The 16,984-nt window shown below is 65.7% G+C and carries 14 protein-coding genes; 12 read left to right on the top strand and 2 right to left on the bottom strand.

Going from position 1 to position 16,984, the window contains the following annotated elements:
• Window positions 1–26: 26 nt before the first annotated feature.
• The 12 genes from VMS96_01885 to VMS96_01830 all read left to right on the top strand — a co-directional run bounded on the left by VMS96_01885 (window position 27) and on the right by VMS96_01830 (window position 15,949).
• Window positions 27–1,529, top strand: a complete 1,503-nt coding sequence (locus tag VMS96_01885; protein ID HVP42149.1) for a UDP-N-acetylmuramoyl-L-alanyl-D-glutamate--2,6-diaminopimelate ligase — start codon at window positions 27–29, stop codon at window positions 1,527–1,529.
• Window positions 1,526–2,905: a UDP-N-acetylmuramoyl-tripeptide--D-alanyl-D-alanine ligase gene (gene murF, locus VMS96_01880; protein HVP42148.1), complete on the top strand. Its 1,380-nt coding sequence runs from the start codon at window positions 1,526–1,528 to the stop codon at window positions 2,903–2,905. Before VMS96_01885 ends, murF begins: the two co-directional genes overlap by 4 nt.
• An 85-nt stretch (window positions 2,906–2,990) precedes the next feature.
• Window positions 2,991–4,124 carry a phospho-N-acetylmuramoyl-pentapeptide-transferase gene (gene mraY, locus VMS96_01875; GenBank protein ID HVP42147.1) on the top strand — a complete coding sequence of 378 codons (1,134 nt, stop codon included), beginning with the start codon at window positions 2,991–2,993 and terminating at the stop codon, window positions 4,122–4,124.
• 24 nt (window positions 4,125–4,148) lie between these two features.
• Complete coding sequence (gene murD, locus VMS96_01870; protein ID HVP42146.1) at window positions 4,149–5,516, top strand: UDP-N-acetylmuramoyl-L-alanine--D-glutamate ligase; 1,368 nt, start codon at window positions 4,149–4,151, stop codon at window positions 5,514–5,516.
• Complete coding sequence (gene ftsW / locus VMS96_01865; GenBank protein HVP42145.1) at window positions 5,516–6,607, top strand: putative lipid II flippase FtsW; 1,092 nt, start codon at window positions 5,516–5,518, stop codon at window positions 6,605–6,607. Before murD ends, ftsW begins: the two co-directional genes overlap by 1 nt.
• A gap of 1 nt (window position 6,608) precedes the next feature.
• Entirely contained in the window at window positions 6,609–7,688 is a 1,080-nt protein-coding gene (gene murG, locus VMS96_01860) for an undecaprenyldiphospho-muramoylpentapeptide beta-N-acetylglucosaminyltransferase (protein ID HVP42144.1), read from the top strand.
• Between the two features lie 176 nt (window positions 7,689–7,864).
• Entirely contained in the window at window positions 7,865–9,280 is a 1,416-nt protein-coding gene (murC, locus tag VMS96_01855) for a UDP-N-acetylmuramate--L-alanine ligase (protein HVP42143.1), read from the top strand.
• 303 nt (window positions 9,281–9,583) lie between these two features.
• The gene (locus VMS96_01850; GenBank protein HVP42142.1) at window positions 9,584–10,597 is read left to right on the top strand and encodes an FtsQ-type POTRA domain-containing protein; all 1,014 of its coding nucleotides are present in this window, start codon (window positions 9,584–9,586) and stop codon (window positions 10,595–10,597) included.
• Window positions 10,594–11,808 carry a cell division protein FtsA gene (gene ftsA / locus VMS96_01845; GenBank protein HVP42141.1) on the top strand — a complete coding sequence of 405 codons (1,215 nt, stop codon included), beginning with the start codon at window positions 10,594–10,596 and terminating at the stop codon, window positions 11,806–11,808. The genes VMS96_01850 and ftsA overlap by 4 nt, the downstream gene beginning before the upstream one ends.
• Window positions 11,809–11,862: 54 nt before the next feature.
• A complete protein-coding gene (gene ftsZ, locus VMS96_01840) occupies window positions 11,863–13,107 on the top strand; it encodes a cell division protein FtsZ (GenBank protein HVP42140.1) in 1,245 nt (414 codons plus the stop codon).
• A 164-nt stretch (window positions 13,108–13,271) separates the two neighbouring features.
• A complete protein-coding gene (locus tag VMS96_01835; GenBank protein HVP42139.1) occupies window positions 13,272–14,486 on the top strand; it encodes a PilZ domain-containing protein in 1,215 nt (404 codons plus the stop codon).
• Between the two features lie 254 nt (window positions 14,487–14,740).
• Window positions 14,741–15,949, top strand: a complete 1,209-nt coding sequence (locus VMS96_01830) for a penicillin-binding transpeptidase domain-containing protein (protein ID HVP42138.1) — start codon at window positions 14,741–14,743, stop codon at window positions 15,947–15,949.
• Window positions 15,950–16,013: 64 nt separating this feature from the next.
• Here VMS96_01830 and VMS96_01825 read toward each other — a convergent pair whose 3' ends face one another.
• Together VMS96_01825 and VMS96_01820 are read right to left on the bottom strand one after the other, a co-directional pair.
• Entirely contained in the window at window positions 16,014–16,661 is a 648-nt protein-coding gene (locus tag VMS96_01825) for a hypothetical protein (protein HVP42137.1), read from the bottom strand.
• A gap of 47 nt (window positions 16,662–16,708) precedes the next feature.
• On the bottom strand, window positions 16,709–16,984 hold a 276-nt coding region (locus VMS96_01820), incomplete at its 5' end, for a hypothetical protein (GenBank protein HVP42136.1).

The following is a 16,984-nucleotide window of genomic DNA, read 5'->3' as shown; positions in this document are numbered from 1 at the left end:
GACTTCGCTTTATATAATCGAGCGCAATGACCTTCCTCGAGCTGCTGGACGGCGCTGAGGTGCTCTTCCAGCGGGGTAATCCGGTCGTCTCCGGGCTGCAGTACGACTCCCGCCGTATCGCTCCGCAAGACGTCTTCCTCGCCATTCGTGGCGAGACGACTGACGGGAACACGTACATCGACAAAGCCATCGCCGCCGGCGCGGTGGCCGTGGTCACCGATTCGAAGGACGAGAAACCTCGGGAGGGGGTCGCTTGGGCCCAGGTGTCGCACGGAAGGCGCGCCATGGGCCGGCTCGCTGCCAACCTCTATCGCCGGCCGGCACAGAAACTGGCCGTCACCGGCGTGACCGGCACCAACGGGAAGACGACGACCACCTTCCTCATCGAATCCATCCTGCACGCTGCGGGGCGCAAGTCGGCGCTGGTGGGCACCATCGAGTATCACGTGGCGGACGAGGTCGTTCCCGCCCCCCACACTACCCCCGAGTCCCTGGAATTGAACCAGTTGTTTGCCAAAGCCGTGCGCGCGGGCGCTACCGAGACGGTCATGGAGGTCTCGTCCCACGCGTTGGCCCAGGAGCGCGTGTTCGGCATTCCCTTCGACGTCGCCGTCTTCACCAACCTGACGCGTGACCACCTTGATTTTCACCACGGGATGGATGACTACTTTGCCGCCAAGCGTGTTCTTTTCGAGGGCTGTGGGACCGATCCGCCGCGAGCCAGGGTGCTGAATCTCGACGACGAGCATGGCCGGCGGCTGGCGCAATCTCCCCGGTCCAGCGAGACCTTCACCTATGGCTTGGAGCAGGGCGATTTCCGCGCCCAGAACGTGCAGATCGGCAGCGGCGGCACCCGCTTCGATATCTTGGCGGGGAGCGTTCGCATCCCCGTGTTCTCGCCCATGATCGGGCGGGTGAACGTCTATAACATCCTCGCGGCGTCGGCCGCCGCCAGCGCGCGAGGTTGCTCGCCGGACGAGATCGCGCGTGGAGTTTCAGCGTTGCAGCGCGTTCCCGGGCGGTTCGAGCGGGTGAATGCCGGCCAGCCCTTTTCCCTGGTCGTGGACTACGCGCACACCGACGACGCGCTGCGCAATCTCACTGCTCTGGCCCGGGAGTTCGTCGCCCACAGCAACGGAAGGGGACGGGTGATCACAGTCTTCGGCTGCGGCGGCGACCGCGACCGCACCAAGCGCCCGCTCATGGGCGAGGCTGCGGGCAAGGGAAGCGACTTCGTGATCGTCACCTCCGACAACCCGCGCAGCGAGGACCCGCTGACCATCATCCAGGACGCGGTCGTCGGCCTGCAGCGCACCGGGACTCGCTACGCGGTGGAGCCCGACCGGCGCAAGGCCATCGCCTTGGCGGTCAGCGAAGCGCGCTCCGGCGACATCGTGCTGCTGGCCGGCAAGGGACACGAGAAGGTCCAGGTCACCCGGGCTGGTTCCGCGCCCTTCGACGATGTCGAGGTGGCGCTGGCGGCCTTGCGTGCGGCTGGATACAGCGCGACGAAAGAGGGCGGCTCATGAAGCTCCCCCTTTCCCGCGTCGCCGAGTTCACCCACGCGGTCGGCGAGTTCGACGGCGCCGCCGCGGCCACCGGTTATTCCATCGACTCGCGCACCGTCGGCCCGGGGGATCTGTTCTTCGCCGTCAAAGGCGAACGCCTTGACGGCCACGACTTCGTCGAGCAGGCGCTGGGCAGAGGCGCCGTGGCTGCGGTCATCGCCAAGGAACAGGCGCCGCGCTTTCCGGTGAAGACTTCACTGCTGGTCGTGGACGATACCCTGCTCGCGCTGCAAGCGCTGGGCGCGGCCGTCCGCCGGCTGTGGGGCAAGGTCGTGGTCGGGCTGACCGGCTCGACCGGCAAGACCACGACCAAGGAAGCCATTGCCCATCTGCTCTCTACCCGTTACCGCGTGCTCAAGACCGAGGGCAACCTCAACAACCATTTCGGGCTGCCGTTGACCCTGCTGAAGCTCGAACCCGAGCACGATATCGCCGTGATCGAGATGGGCATGAACCACACCGGCGAGATCACCGCACTGGCCCGGATGGCCGCCCATGACGTCGCCGTGGTCACCAACGTCGCCGCCGTCCACCTGGAATTCTTTCCGTCGGTGGCGGAGATCGCGCGCGCCAAGTACGAACTGATCGAATCGCTGCACGCCGGAGGCACCGCCGTGCTCAATGGTGACGATGAATATGTCTCCCAGTTCGGGCGAGACTTTCACGGCAAAGTGGTGACCTTTGGTCTGGGCCCCTGCGCCGACGTCCGCGCCGAGAATATCGAGTCACGTGGCGTCCAAGGTTCGGTCTTCGATGTGGTTGCCGGCAGCGTCCGCGAGCGCGTCGCCTTGCCGCTGGTCGGACTCCACAACGTCTACAACGCGCTGGCCGCGGTGGCGACCGCTTTGGAGCGCGGCATCAGCCCGTCCGAAGCGGCGGCGGCGCTCGCCGGTCTCCAGCCGCTGGACAAGCGCGGCCAACTGCTGGAGCTCGGTGGGGCCACTCTCATCAACGATTGTTACAATGCGAATCCGAAGGCGATGGCCGCCATGCTGGACGTGCTGGCGAGCATGCCCGCCAAGCGGCGCATCGTCGTTGCCGGGGAGATGCTGGAACTGGGGGCGACCGCCCCCGAGCTCCATCGCCGCGCCGGCGCCTACATGGCAGAGAAGAAGATCGACGTCGTGTTGGGGGTCCGAGGCCTGGCCGCCGAGATCGTGGCCGCCACCAAAGAAGCGGGCGTTCGCGCCGAATTCGTGGACACCCCGGAAGCGGCGGGCGAGTGGCTGGCCCGTGAGCTGCGCCCCGGCGACGCCGTCCTGCTGAAGGCATCACGTGGCGTCAAGCTGGAGCGTGCACTGGAAGTCTGTAAGGCAAGCCTGGCATCCAGGCCCTAGCCGGGGAATATCGGACGCCACCGGTAGCGTCCCGCGGTTCGTGTAACACTGGGGCAAGAGCCCTGCGTCGAGGCGGAGAAACGATTTGCTCTATTGGCTGCTGTACCAAGTCCTGCAACCACATTTCGGGCCGTTCCGCCTCTTCCGCTACCTGACATTCCGCACCGCGTTCGGCAGCCTGACGGCTCTGTTCATGGCGCTGATCGTGGGCCCCTCCGTCATCCGTCAGCTCCGCGAATTCCAGATCGGACAGTACATCCGCGAGGAAGGCCCCAAGGGGCATCAGAAGAAGGCGGGGACGCCCACCATGGGCGGCGTGCTCATCTGCATTGCCATCGTGGTGCCCACCCTCCTCTGGGCCGACCTGAGCAACCCGTTCATCTGGATCGCGGTGATCTCGACCGTGGCCTTTGGCTCCATCGGCTTCGCGGACGACTACCTGAAGGTCGTTCACCGCCGCAATCTTGGCCTCACCGGACGCACCAAGCTGATGCTGCAGATCCTGATGAGCATCCTGGTGGCGGTGGCGCTCGTTCTCTTGCAGGCCCGGGGCACCTATTCGACGCACCTGATCGTGCCGTTCCTCAAGACCTGGCGCCCGGACCTGGTCATTAGCGCCCTGATCCACAACCCCTATCTGTGGCCGATCGCGTTCCTGCCGTTCATCGGGTTCGTGGTGATCGTCATCGTCGGCTCCAGCAACGCGGTGAATCTCACCGACGGGCTGGATGGGCTGGCCATCGGCTGCACGGTCATCGCCGCCGGCGCCCTGGCCGTGCTGACCTACGTCAGCGGCCATTCCGCATTCGCCACCTATCTCGAATTGCAGCGCATGCCCCAGGTGGCCGAGCTGACTATCTTCTGCGGCGCCATGGTCGGCGCCGCCATCGGGTTCCTCTGGTACAACGCGCACCCCGCCGAGATCTTCATGGGCGACGTCGGCTCGCTGGCCCTGGGCGGCGCCATCGGCACGGTCGCCGTCATCATCAAGCAGGAATTGCTGCTGCCCTTCATCGGCGGCATCTTCGTCATCGAGGCGATCTCCGTCATCCTCCAGGTGGTCTCCTACAAGACGCGCAAGAGACGCATCTTCAAGATGGCGCCCTTGCACCATCACTTCGAGCTGCTGGGCTGGTCGGAATCGAAGATCATCGTGCGCTTCTGGATCGCCTCGCTGGTGTTTGCACTTTTTGCTCTGACCACGCTGAAGTTGCGCTGACGCGTGGCACAATGCGGAAGGGATATGGACGTCAAAGGTAAACGGGTCCTGGTGGTCGGGCTGGGGAAGTCAGGCGTCAGCTCCGCTCTCTTTCTGAAAGAGAAGGGAGCGCGCGTCACCGTGTCCGACGCCAAGACCGAGGACCAGCTGCGCGAGGCCATCCCGCAACTACTCGACAAGGGGATCGCGGTCGAGGCCGGCGGCCATGGCGAGCGCACCTTCCGCGACCAGGACCTCATCGTGGTCAGCCCGGGCGTCCCCAGCGACGAGCCCCACCTGCTGCAGGCACGGTCGGCCGGCGTCCCCATCATCGGCGAGGTCGAGCTGGCAGCGCGCTTCCTGCCCGGCCACATCATCGCCATCACCGGCTCGAACGGGAAGACGACGACCACCGCGCTCTGCGGCGAGGTCGTCTCCTGGGGCGGCTACGAGACCCTGGTCGGGGGCAACATCGGCACCCCGGTGATCTCCCTGGTGGGCGAAGCGACCTCGGATACCTACAACGTCCTCGAGATCTCCAGCTTCCAGCTCGAGACCATCCAGACCTTTCACCCGCAGATCGCGGTCATCCTCAACATCACCCCCGACCACCTCGACCGGCACCACACCATGGAGGCCTACATCGCGGCCAAGGTGCGCATCTTCGAGAACCAGACCAGGGACGACCACGCCATCCTGAACGCCGACGATCCCGAGTGTGCCAGGCTGGGCGGGCGTACGAAGGCGAAGGTCCGCTGGTTCAGCCGCAAGAGAGAGGTGGAGGAGGGGGCTTTCGTCCGCGATAGCAAGGTCTTCTACCGGGACCGCGACCATGACGAGCAGGAAGTGATGGACGTAGCCGACATCTCGCTCAAGGGCGCGCACAACGTGGAGAACGTGCTGGCTAGCGTCTGCGTCGGCCGCATCGTCGGCTGCGAGCCTGGACGCATCCGCAAAGCGGTGCAGGAATTCAAAGCGGTCGAGCACCGCCTCGAGTTCGTCGCCAGTGTCCGTGGCGTGGATTTCTACAACGATTCCAAGGCCACCAACGTGGACGCCACCATCAAGGCCCTCGAATCCTTTCCCGCCAACATCCATATCATCCTCGGTGGCAAGGACAAGGGCAGCGACTACTCGGTGCTCAATCCGCTGCTCAAGGAGCGGGTCAAACGCGTGTACACCATCGGCGCCGCCGCCGCCAAGATCGAGCAACAGATCGCGGGCGCGGCCGAGATCGTCCACGCCGAGACCATCGAGAACGCCGTCAGGCAAGCCTCCCAGCAGGCCGCCCCCGGCGACATCGTCCTGCTCGCTCCGGCCTGCGCCAGCTTCGACCAGTTCACCAGCTACGAGCACCGCGGCAAAGTCTTCAAGGACCTGGTGCAGGCCCTGGCCGCCAAGGGAGCCGCCTGATGGCCAAGCGCGTCAGCGTGGACAAGACTCTGTTCACGGTCACGCTGCTGCTCGTCTTCCTCGGCCTCATCATGGTGTTCAGCGCCTCGGCGGTGATGGCCAACGAGCGCTTCGGCTCCGCCTATACCTTCTTACTGCGCCAGTTTGCCTGGGCTGCCGCAGGCTTGCTCGTGATGTGGGGGACGATGAACCTCGATTACCGCCGCTACAAGAACCCGGCGGTGGTGTTCGGGTTACTGAGCGTCACGACGCTGCTGCTGGTGGCGGTCCTTTTCCTCGACCGCTCTCATAACACCCATCGCTGGTTCCGCCTGGGGATGTTCTCCTTCCAGCCTTCGGAGCTGGCCAAGCCCGCCATCATCCTCTTTCTTGCCTATTTCCTCGAAAGCCGCACTAGGCAGATAGATGACTGGCGCAACACGCTGCTGCCTGCCCTCATCCCACCCCTGGTGCTGGCGGTCCTGATCGTCCGCCAACCTGACCTCGGCACCACCCTGGTTTGCCTGGGGATCGCGGCGGTAGTGCTGTTCGTCGCCGGACTGAAGCTCCGCTACTTCGCTTATGCCCTCGCCGCTTCGCTGCTGCCTCTCTATTTCCTGGTGTTCCGCGTGAAGTGGCGCTTCGACCGCATCCTGGCTTTCATCAATCCGTATGCCGACCCGCAGGGGCGCGGGTTCCACGTGATCCAGTCGCTGATCGCGGTGGGCACCGGCGGCCTCAGCGGCGTCGGCCTGATGGAAGGGAAGCAGAAGCTGTTCTACCTGCCCGAGCCGCACACCGATTTCATTTTCGCCGTCACGGCGGAGGAGCTAGGACTGATCGGCTCGCTGATCATCGTCGCCCTCTTCGGGGTCTTCCTCTATCGCGGCATGCGCACCGCGCTGGCGACTGACGACCTCTTCGCCCGCTTCCTCGCCGCCGGCATCACTACCATGATCGTAGCCCAGGCCTTCTTCAACATCAGTGTGGTGCTTGGGCTGCTGCCTACCAAGGGCATCCCCCTGCCCTTCATCTCCTACGGCGGATCTTCGCTGTTCGTGACGCTGGCCTGCGTCGGCGTGCTCCTCAACATCACCCAGCAGACCGATTGATATGCGCGCAGTGATCGCCGGCGGAGGAACGGGCGGGCACGTCATCCCCGCCCTGGCCATCGCCCACGAATTGCGCGACGGCTACCACGCGGAAGTCACGTTCATCGGGACCGCGCGCGGCATCGAGAACCGGCTCGTCCCCAAGGCGGGTTACAGCCTGGAGCTCATCAAGGTCGGCGCGCTCAAGAACGTCAGCCTGGCAACGCGGATCAGCACCCTGCTGGCCTTGCCCAGTGCCATCGTGGACGCCTGGCAGATCATCGGCGAACTCCGCCCCGAGATCGTCATCGGCGTCGGCGGATACGCCAGCGGGCCGGGCATGCTGGCCGCCGCCCTCAGCGGCCGCCCCACCCTGGCCTTCGAACCCAACGTCGTGCCCGGATTCGCCAATCGCGTGATCGCCCCCCTCGTCTCTGCAGCCGCCGTCCATTTTGAGCAGACCTGCCGCTACTTCCGGCGCTGCCAGGTGACCGGCGTTCCTGTGCGCCGCGCCTTCTTCGATATCCCTCCCCGCTCACTCGGGCCGCCGACGCTGCTGGTCTTCGGTGGATCGCAAGGCGCCAGCGCCATCAACCGCACCGTGATGCAGTGCCTGCCGACTCTCCTTGCGGCGGTACCTGATCTGCACATCATCCATCAGACCGGGGAGCGCGATCACCAGGAAGTGCAGCGCGTGTATCTGGAAGCGGGCGTCTCCGCCGAAATCACTGCTTTCATCGAGCAGATGCCCGACGCCTTCTGCCGCGCCGATCTGCTGCTTTGCCGCAGCGGCGCCAGCACCGTCGCCGAGGTCGCCGCCGCCGGCAAGCCCGCCATCTTCGTCCCCTTCCCCCACGCCGCCGACGACCACCAACGCCGCAACGCCGAGGCTTTCGAGCGTGCCGGCGCAGCCGTCCTGATTCCTGAAGCGGAGCTGAATGCGCAACGCCTGACTGAAGCGATTACTTCCTTACTGAACGACCGCCCGCGCCTGGCATCCATGTCGCAGGCCTCCCGCGCCCTGGCCCATCCCGACGCTGCCCGGCAGATCGCGGCCCTGGCCGCCCGCCTCGCCGGCTGGCAAGCCGCCGCCACCGCTTGAGCGGCTCCCTCACCCGGTGTCACCCTGAGCGGCTTCAGCCGCGAAGGATCGCGCGTGTACCCGCCCGGAGGCTCAACCCACGCGAATTCTTCCTTTCATTCGTGCCAATCCATGTGAATCCGTGGCAAATTAGTGGTTCGCTTTCCTAGCTACCAGCTACTAGCTACCAGCTACTGATGTTCGCCAAGCTCCAACGCGTCCACTTCGTCGGCATCGGCGGCATCGGCATGAGCGGCATCGCCGAGGTCCTGCTGAACCTCGGCTACAAGGTCTCCGGCTCCGACCTGCGACGTTCCGCGGTCACCGAACGCCTGGAGAAGCTAGGCGCCAGCGTGTTCGAAGGGCACCGCGCCGAGAACATCCTCGGCGCCGAGGTAGTGGTCACCAGCTCCGCCATCGCCAGGGACAATCCCGAAGTCGCCGAGGCCCGTCGCCATCACCTCCCGGTCATCCCGCGCGCCGAGATGCTGGCCGAGCTCATGCGCCTGAAGTACGGCATCGCCATCGCCGGCATGCACGGCAAGACCACCACCACTTCGATGGTCGCGGCGGTGCTGGCCGCCGGCGGCCTCGATCCCACCGTCGTGGTCGGCGGCCGGGTGGACGCCCTGGGCTCCAACGCCCGCCTCGGCAAGTCGCAGTACCTGGTCGCCGAGGCCGACGAGAGCGACCGCTCCTTCCTCAAGCTCTCGCCCATCCTCTCGGTGGTCACCAACATCGACCGCGAGCACATGGACTGCTACCGCGACATGGACGACGTCGAGCGCGCCTTCGTCGATTTCATGGATCGCGTCCCCTTCTACGGCATGGTCGTCCTCTGCCACGACGACGAGCGCCTGCGCGGCCTGATTCCCCGGGTCCAGCGCCGGGTCGTGACCTACGGGCTGCGTCCCGAGTCCGACCTGCACATCGCCTCGGTCGAGCCCGGCCTGGGCGCCGGGCGCCCCATGAGCCAGTTCCGCGTCACCTACCGTGGCGCCGACCTGGGCAGCTTCGACCTGCACGTGCCCGGCGCCCACAATGTGCTGAACGCGTGCGCGGCCATCGCGGTGGGCATCGGCCTCGATGTCACGCCCTACGACATTCGCACCGCTCTCGCCGGCTTCCGCGGCGTGGACCGCCGCTTCCAGTTGCGCGGCCAGGCCGCGGGTGTCGCCGTCATCGACGACTACGGCCACCACCCCACCGAGATCCGCGCCACCCTGGCTGCCGCCCGCCAGTGTGGATACAAGCGCATTCACGTGGTATTCCAGCCCCACCGCTTCACCCGCACCCACCTTCTGATGGACGAGTTCGGCGGCGCCTTCCACGACGCCGATTCAATCTTCGTGCTCGATATCTACGCCGCCAGCGAGCCACCCATCCCCGGCATCACCGGCGAACGCCTCGCCCGCCGCATCGCCGAAGTCGGGAAGCGCAGCGCCATGTACGTGCCTTCGTTCGGTGACGCCATCACCGCCGTGACCGCCGTCGCCCACGACGGCGACATGATCCTGACTCTGGGCGCCGGCAACGTCTCCCAGCTCGGCCCGCAGATCCTCGAACGCCTCTCGGCGCTGAGAGCTCAGACGGTCCCCGCGAAAAACGCGTAACCGCCGAGATGGCCGGAACCTCTAGTAAGGCGTCATCCTGAGGGGCTTCAGCCTCGAAGGATCTCGCGCGCGGTGAAGTGGATCGCGCGTGCACGCGAGATGCTTCGCGCCTGAAGGCGCTCAGCATGACGCCTACTTGGATATCGCCCCCTGGGAAATTCCATAGCCTCGGTTTCTCTGCGTTCTCTGCGATCCCTGCGGTTAGAAGAGAAATCCACAACGCCACCCAAATTTCCCTGTCTCAACTTGCAACGAAAGCAGTTATAGTTGCTGCCAAGGCGATGTTTCCCTCCACAATCGGGAATGGCGCGCGATAACGGTCAGGTCACGCGAGAGGATGAAAGGCCGCCTCGGCCTCCGGTCGGCGCGGTGCGCGACGCCGTTGACGAAATCGACGATCGCGTGATCGACCTCGACACCGAGGAAGAATCCCCATTCTTGCGCGGCCAGAGGCGCGTGCCGGTGCGCCGCGGCCCGCTGCCCCGCAAGACCGCACAGAAGGTAAAGATCGCCGCCATTGTCCTGCTGGCCGCTGCCGTCGCCGCTGCCGTCGGCACCGCCCTCTACCGCTACGGCGCGCACTCCTGGCGCTTCCGCCTGGAGACCAGCGACCACATCGAGATCCGCGGCACCCAGAACGTGACCCGCGCCCAGGTGCTGGAGGTCATGGGCGCCGACATCGGCCGCAACGTCTTCTTCGTCCCGCTCTCCGAGCGCAAGAAGCAGCTCGAAGACATCGCCTGGGTGGAATCGGCCAGCGTCATGCGCCTGTTGCCCGACCGCCTGCGCGTCGAGATCAAGGAGCGCACGCCCGTCGCCTTCGTGCAGATCGGCTCCCGCGTCGCCCTCATCGACGCCTCCGGCGTGGTCATGGACATGCCTCCCACCCGCCAGACGCACTACTCGTTCCCGGTCATCACCGGCATGCAGGAATCGGAGCCGCTGTCCACCCGCGCCGCCCGCATGAAGATTTACTCCACCCTGGTCCGCGACCTCGACTCCGAGGGCGGCAACTACTCGCTGGCGCTCAGCGAGGTGGACCTCTCCGACCCCGAGGATGTGAAGATCATCGTCCCCGACGCCGAAGGCGCGGTGCTGGTGCACATGGGCTCTTCCGACTTCCTGCGCCGCTACAAGACCTTCCTCGCCCATGTCTCCGAGTGGCGTCAGCAGGTGCCCGGCCAGAAGCTCGACTCCGTGGATCTGCGCTACGAAGGACAGATCGTCGTCAACCCCGACCAGAAGCTCGCACCCGCGCCCGTGGTGGCAGCCCCGCCCGCGGTAACCAAGGCTCCGAGGACCCGGGCCCGCAGATGAATAAGGACCAGCACAACCTGTTGACTGCCATCGATGTGGGCAGCGCCAAGACCTGCGCTCTGGTCGCCGAGGTGACCGATTCCGGTCCCCGCTACCGCGGCCACGGCGTCTGCGAATCGCGCGGCTCGCGCAAGGGCGTCATCGTGGACCTGGAGAAGGCGGTGCTCTCGGTGCAGAAGGCGGTGGAAGAAGCCGAGCAGTCCGCCGGCGTGGCGGTCGAGCGCGCGATGGTCGGCGTCGCCGGCGCCCACGTCCGCGGGGTGAACAGCCGCGGCGGCATCAACGTCGGCCGCTCCCGTGAGATCACTCGCGACGACGTCCGCTCCGCCATCGAGCGCGCCCGCTCCATCACTCTCCCCGACGACCGCGAGATCCTCCACCTGCTGCCGCAGCAGTTTATCCTCGACGAGCAGGGAAGCATCCGCGATCCCGCCGGCATGCTTGGCGCCAAGCTGGAGGTGCAGGTGCACGTGGTGACCGCCGCCTCCACCGCCGCCCAGAACATCATCACCGCCCTGAACCGTGCCGGCATCCACGTGGACGACACCGTCTTCGAGCCGCTGGCCGCCGCCGACGCTTGTCTCAAGAACGACGAGCGCGAGCTGGGCGTCTGCCTGGCTGACATCGGCGCCGGCTCCACCGATCTCATCGTCTTCCACGAGGGGGCCGTGGTGCATTCCGGCGTTGTGCCCATCGGCGGCGACCACTTCACCAGCGACGTCGCCGTCGGCCTGCGCACCCCGCTCGCCGATGCCGAGAAGATCAAGAAGCTCTTCGGTTGCGCCGTCGTCACCAAGGTGCCGGAGCAGAACGAGATCGAGGTGCCCGCGGTCGGCGACCGCCCCTCGCGCCTCATGGGGCAGCGCTTTCTCGCCGAGATCATTGAACCGCGCGCCCGCGAGCTGTTCGAACTGATGCGCGACAACCTCCGCCAGGCCGGGGTGCTGGAGCTCTGCGCCGCCGGGGTCGTGCTCACCGGCGGCGGTTCCCGTCTGAACGGCATCCTCGACATCGCCGAGGACGTCCTGCGCCGTCCGGCGCGCAAGGCCGTCCCCGTGCCTATTTCCAAGATGTCATCGCAGCTGGCGGAGCCGGAATTTGCCAGCACCATCGGCATGATCCTTTACGGACACCGTGCCCGCCTGGCCCGCGGCACACAGGACAGCAGTTTCACCTCGAAATTGAAAGCACTGTTCGCAAAACGAGCATGAGCGAAGAGCCAAGAGCAAAGAGCCAAAAGCGACTCGGTCAGGGGGGTTGAGAGCATGAGCGAAAAGAACGATATCCGCATCGAGTTCGGCGAAGATCCGCGCAACAACGCCAAGATCAAGGTCATCGGCGTGGGTGGCGGCGGCGGCAACGCCGTCAACCGCATGATCGACGCCCGCCTGGAAGGCGTCGAGTTCCTGACCGCCAACACCGACCTGCAGGCGCTGCAGATGTCGCGTGCCCCGGTCAAGCTCCAGCTCGGCGTGAAGCTCACCAACGGCCTGGGCGCCGGCGCCAATCCCGAGATCGGGCGCAAAGCCGCGCTCGAAGACGCCGACAAGATCATCGAGGCCCTCGAAGGCGCCGACATGGTCTTCGTCACCACCGGCCTGGGCGGCGGCACCGGCACCGGCGCCGCACCCATCATCGCCTCCCTGGCCAGCGAGATGGGCGCGCTCACCGTCGCCGTGGTCACTAAGCCCTTCGCCTTTGAAGGCAAGCGGCGCATGAACCAGGCGGAGCGCGGCCTCGCCGAGCTCATCGACTCCGTGGACACCACCATCGTCATCCCCAATGAGAAGCTGCTCGCCGTCGCCCAGAACGCCGGTTTCTTCGAGTCGTTCCGCGTGGCCGACGACATCCTGCGCCAGGCGGTGCAGGGCATCTCCGACATCATCACCATCCCCGGCATCATCAACCGCGACTTCGCCGACGTGAAGGCCATCATGGCGGGCATGGGCTACGCCGTCATGGGCACCGCCACCGCCAGGGGCGAGCGCCGCGCCATCGAGGCCGCCAACCGCGCCATCGCCTCGCCGCTGCTGGAGGCGGGCGCCATCGACGGCGCGCGCGGCCTGCTCATCAACATCACCGGCTCCAGCTCCCTCAAGCTGGCCGAGGTCAACGAGGCCTCCACCATCATCCAGAGCGCCGCCCACGAGGACGCCAACATTATTTTTGGCGCCGTGCACGACGAGAAGATGAAGGACGAGGTCAAGATCACCGTCATTGCCACCGGCTTCAAGACCGACCACCTGCCCAAGCGCGAGAAGGTGACCTCCGCCCAGGCGGCCATCGCCCAGGCGCGCCAGCAGTCGTCGTTCGCCGCCACCGCCCCGCGCCCGCCGGCCCCGCCGGCCATCGCGCCCGTGGGTTCGCGCGCTCCCGACCGCCCTCCCGCCGCCATCCCGCACCGCGAGACCCCGTCTCTCGATGCGGTCAAGGATTCGGTCAAGGGCAACGTGGAGGAGGACGACCTCGACGTCCCCGCCTTCATCCGCAAGCGCGGGGAACATCGCTAGAAGTGGTTGGTAGGAGGTAGTCGGCAGGAGGTGGGAGCCCGGTGACGTCTTCCTGCCGCCTGCCACCTACCACCTATCACCTACGACCGGAACCTGTTTGGTTACCCCGGAATCACCGCCGTCAATGTGACCGTCGTCATCCCCGGGCTAGCATCGCCTTTGCCATGGAAATGAAGGCGCTGCTCCTCTGCGAGGAATCGGAATCTATATACGTTCTCAGTGACGTCCTGGGAGAGCTTGAAGTCTCGCTTGAACTCTGCCACGACCGCGACCAGGCCCTCGACCGTCTGCTCAACCAGCGCTTCGAGGCGGTCATCGTGGACTGCCAGGTGGCTGATGCCATCGACATGCTGCGCTACGTCCGCCTGACCGGCGACAACAAGAACACCGTCAGCCTGGCTCTGGTCGGGAACCTCGGCGCCATGCAGGAAGCGCTCGACAACGGCGCCAATTTCGTGCTCTGCAAGCCGCTGTCGCCGGAGCCCGTGGCCCGCACCATTCGCGCCATGAAAGGCCTCATCTTCCGCATGGGGCGTCGTTCCATCCGCGTGCAGGTGCAGACCCTGGCCTTCGTGGAGCTGGACTCTCACGCCGAGCAGGCCATCATTCTCGACCTCAGCGAAGGCGGCATGGCCATCCAGGCGCTGGCGCCGGTGGAAGCCAGCAAGGTCCTGCAGATCCGCTTCGATCTTCCCGGCACTAAGAAGCGGCTCCAGCTCGCCGGCGAGATCGCCTGGGCCGACGCTTCCGGCCGCGCCGGCATCCGCTTCGTCGATGTCCCGCAGCAATGCCTCGAAGCCCTCAAGGAATGGATCTTCGTCAACAGCGTCGCGCCCTCGCGCATCGCCATGCCCACCCGGAACCGGGCCAAGCAGGCGGAGGAGAGACGCGATTTCGCCGCCAGCATCGAGGTCGCCCCCAGCACTCGCGTCGGCGGCGACCATCCCGCCCTGCTCTCGCTTTCGGCCGAGAACACCGCGGAGCGCATCTTTGGGACCTGCGTGGACGGGGCCATCGTCCTCGCTGCCACCGTGCTGTTCGGCGCCCTGGTCTTCGAATTCTCCTCCACCATGCCCCAGTCCAAGCTGGCCTTGCCCATCGGCCTGCTGGTGCCCGGCCTCTTCTGGCTGGCCTACCACTCCATCTTCCTGGTCGATCCTAACGGCACGCCGGGAGCGCAGGTGGCGCGTCTGGGCAACCGGGAAGCGATCGAGCAGCCTCTCACCCGTCGCGAGCGCCTCGGCAGGGCCGTCGCCTTGCTGTTAGCGGCCTTGCGCCTTCGCCTGGGAGAGGTACACGACTGCGTTCAGGAGACCGCTCCGTCGGTGGTCGGCGAGCGTGTCTCCATGGGCCCCATCACCATTTCCCCGATCCGCTAGCGCCAAACGCGGGTTTTCTGGCGAGTGGCGACTGCCTACTGCCCACTGCTTTCCGCAGCTCCGCTCGGAGCTGCCGTATCAAGAAAAAACGTTGGGGCTTGGTCGTTCGTGCGCACTTTTCCGTTGAATTCACATCCGCAGCTCTCTTACTATCGCAAGAGCTCTGCCGTTCTCTCCGCGACAGCACCTTTCGACCGTAGGACAGGGTCGCGGTGTCGAATCAGGCTCTGGGACGGATGACGAAGTTCATGCCAATGCGGCTATTTTGGATTCTGGTGGTGGTGTTGTTCGCATCGCTCGCCGCCTTGGGCGCGAGTTCGACGGGTGCAAAGGCATCGAGGTCCGATGCCAATGACGCTTCCATCACGGAGAGCCCCAAGACCAGCAGCAAGATCGGCCGGCTGACGCACAGCCGCTCCCTGACCAGGGCCAGCCAGGCCAGGCCGACCCGCCGCCGTCGCCGTCATTACGAGCGTTTCTACACCAGTTCTTATGTCGATGACCTCACCGCCGGCGACGTCACCGCCGGAGAAGACCCCGTGGTCCGCCAGGCTGCCCTGGAAGCTCTGGGCAATATGAACGGCACGGTAGTCGCCATCGACCCCAACAGCGGCCGCATCCTGGCCATGGTGAATCAGAAGCTGGCGCTGTCCGAAGGCGCGCAGCCCTGTTCCACCATCAAGGTGGCGGTCGCCTTGGCCGCGCTCAGTGAGCACGTCATCGCCAAAGACACCGAGATCCGCCTGGGTCGCCGTTCCCGCATGAATCTGACGGAAGCACTAGCCCATTCCAACAACGTCTACTTCGAGCGCGTGGGCCGCAAGCTCGGTTTTGAGAAGGTGCGCCACTACGCCCACCTCTACGGCCTGGGCGAGCTGGCGGGATGGAACCTCGAGGGCGAGCATCTCGGTGTCTATCCCAGCGAGGAGCTTTCCCCCAGCCTCGGCGGGGTAGGGAAGATGTGCTCCTTCGGGGAGAGCATCTCCATGACTCCCCTGCAACTGGGCGCCCTGGTCTCCGCCATCGCCAATGGCGGAACGCTCTACTACCTGCAGCACCCGGCCTCGCCCGCCGAGATCGCCGCCTTCCAGCCCATGGTCAAGCGGCAGCTCGACATCGCACCCCTGCTGCCGGAGATCGCCGACGGCATGGTCGGGGCGGTCGAGTACGGCACCGCCCGCAGCGTCCGTTACAATTTCAGCGAAGAAGAGATCCTGGGCAAGACCGGCACCTGCTCCAAGGACGGCACCCGCTTCGGCTGGTTCGCCAGCTACACCAATACCCAGCATGGCCGCATCGTCACCGTGGTCTTCCTCCAGGGCGGACGCCCCACCTACGGCCCCAAGGCCGCCGAGATTGCCGGCCGCATGTACCGCAACCTCTACGACCACAGCTTCTTCACCGAGACCAAGGCGACCACCACCACCCGCAGCGGCTCCCCCACCCTCGGCGCCAACCAGTAATCAGAGATTTTCCGGTAGAGACGCCCGTCAGGGCGTCTCTATCCAAGCCGCACAGACTCAAACGTCATTCTGGCTGTAACGGTAGTTCGATGTCCTCGGCGACATATGCCGTGATCGGTGTGCCTTCTTTGATCACGTACTGCTTGCCACCTGTGCCCAGGATCGCAAACAGGGCGCCGACGACGCCGTACATAGCAGTGCTAACCGCTACGCATCCCCAGCATGTGTGGCTGCCCTCCTTGCCACCACCCTCGCCCCTCAACTTGACCATGCTTCGTCCTACCTTGAGGAACTCCACCTGAAGGTACAGTTCTCCGCCCTTGCCCCTTGAGTTTGGATTGTTGGTCCGCGTCACTTTGCCGATCACGCGGGCTCCCTTTCGGGCCACCAATGCATCTTCGACTTTCAAGTCCTCGGCCAGGGCCAACTCGATTGTGTCTCCCGGTTTGGAGACACGGGAGTGCACGCTCTGCGCAAACTTCAACGGCACTTCGGAGCCTGCTCTGAGAAGTGCTTTGGCGGGACGAACCGGTAAGGTGCCTGCGCCTGCCGGAGGCGTCGGAGTCTTCGCGGGCTCGGCGGTCGCCGGAGGCGGCGCCGGGGTCGGGGAGGCAGAATCTTGCTCCTGAAAGCTCTGGGCGGGAGCGCCGACACTCGACGCCGCCAGAATGAAACTCAACATGGCCGACAGATATCTCTGTGCGATCAGCATGGTTCCCTCAGAAAGCGTCTCGGGCCAGCCCGCATGGGCCAACGGAGCTATCGTTGAGCAGTGGCATGCGGCGGGGCGTGGGCTGCGTCAGGCGCACCCGCCACCTCCAGGCACTCGCCTCCGATCCTTGGCTCCAGTTGTTTCGCCAGGCGCTTCATCACCACGCGCGCGTTGTGCTCCACGGCGCCTGCCGCGACTGCGCGTTTGCCTTTCTCTTCCAATACCATCCGGCCCGACAGGTCAAAACATTGCAGCTGACCGCTCACAGCCATATTCAGGTAGAGAAGGTGGGAAGCCTCCAGATCCTTCGCGATGTTGAGCAA

Source organism: Terriglobales bacterium (assembly GCA_035543055.1).
In the GTDB taxonomy this organism is placed as follows: Bacteria; Acidobacteriota; Terriglobia; order Terriglobales; family Acidobacteriaceae; genus JAIQFD01.
Note: the sequence above shows the minus strand (reverse complement) of the source record. Positions and strands in the feature narration are given on the sequence as shown.

Coding starts and splice junctions, on each gene's coding strand:
- VMS96_01885 (HVP42149.1), top strand. CDS start 27: ATGACCTTCCTCGAGCTGCTGGACGGCGCTGAGGTGCTCTTCCAGCGG.
- murF (HVP42148.1), top strand. CDS start 1,526: ATGAAGCTCCCCCTTTCCCGCGTCGCCGAGTTCACCCACGCGGTCGGC.
- murD (HVP42146.1), top strand. CDS start 4,149: ATGGACGTCAAAGGTAAACGGGTCCTGGTGGTCGGGCTGGGGAAGTCA.
- ftsW (HVP42145.1), top strand. CDS start 5,516: ATGGCCAAGCGCGTCAGCGTGGACAAGACTCTGTTCACGGTCACGCTG.
- murG (HVP42144.1), top strand. CDS start 6,609: ATGCGCGCAGTGATCGCCGGCGGAGGAACGGGCGGGCACGTCATCCCC.
- murC (HVP42143.1), top strand. CDS start 7,865: ATGTTCGCCAAGCTCCAACGCGTCCACTTCGTCGGCATCGGCGGCATC.
- VMS96_01850 (HVP42142.1), top strand. CDS start 9,584: ATGGCGCGCGATAACGGTCAGGTCACGCGAGAGGATGAAAGGCCGCCT.
- ftsA (HVP42141.1), top strand. CDS start 10,594: ATGAATAAGGACCAGCACAACCTGTTGACTGCCATCGATGTGGGCAGC.
- ftsZ (HVP42140.1), top strand. CDS start 11,863: ATGAGCGAAAAGAACGATATCCGCATCGAGTTCGGCGAAGATCCGCGC.
- VMS96_01835 (HVP42139.1), top strand. CDS start 13,272: ATGGAAATGAAGGCGCTGCTCCTCTGCGAGGAATCGGAATCTATATAC.
- VMS96_01830 (HVP42138.1), top strand. CDS start 14,741: ATGCGGCTATTTTGGATTCTGGTGGTGGTGTTGTTCGCATCGCTCGCC.
- VMS96_01825 (HVP42137.1), bottom strand. CDS start 16,661: ATGCTGATCGCACAGAGATATCTGTCGGCCATGTTGAGTTTCATTCTG.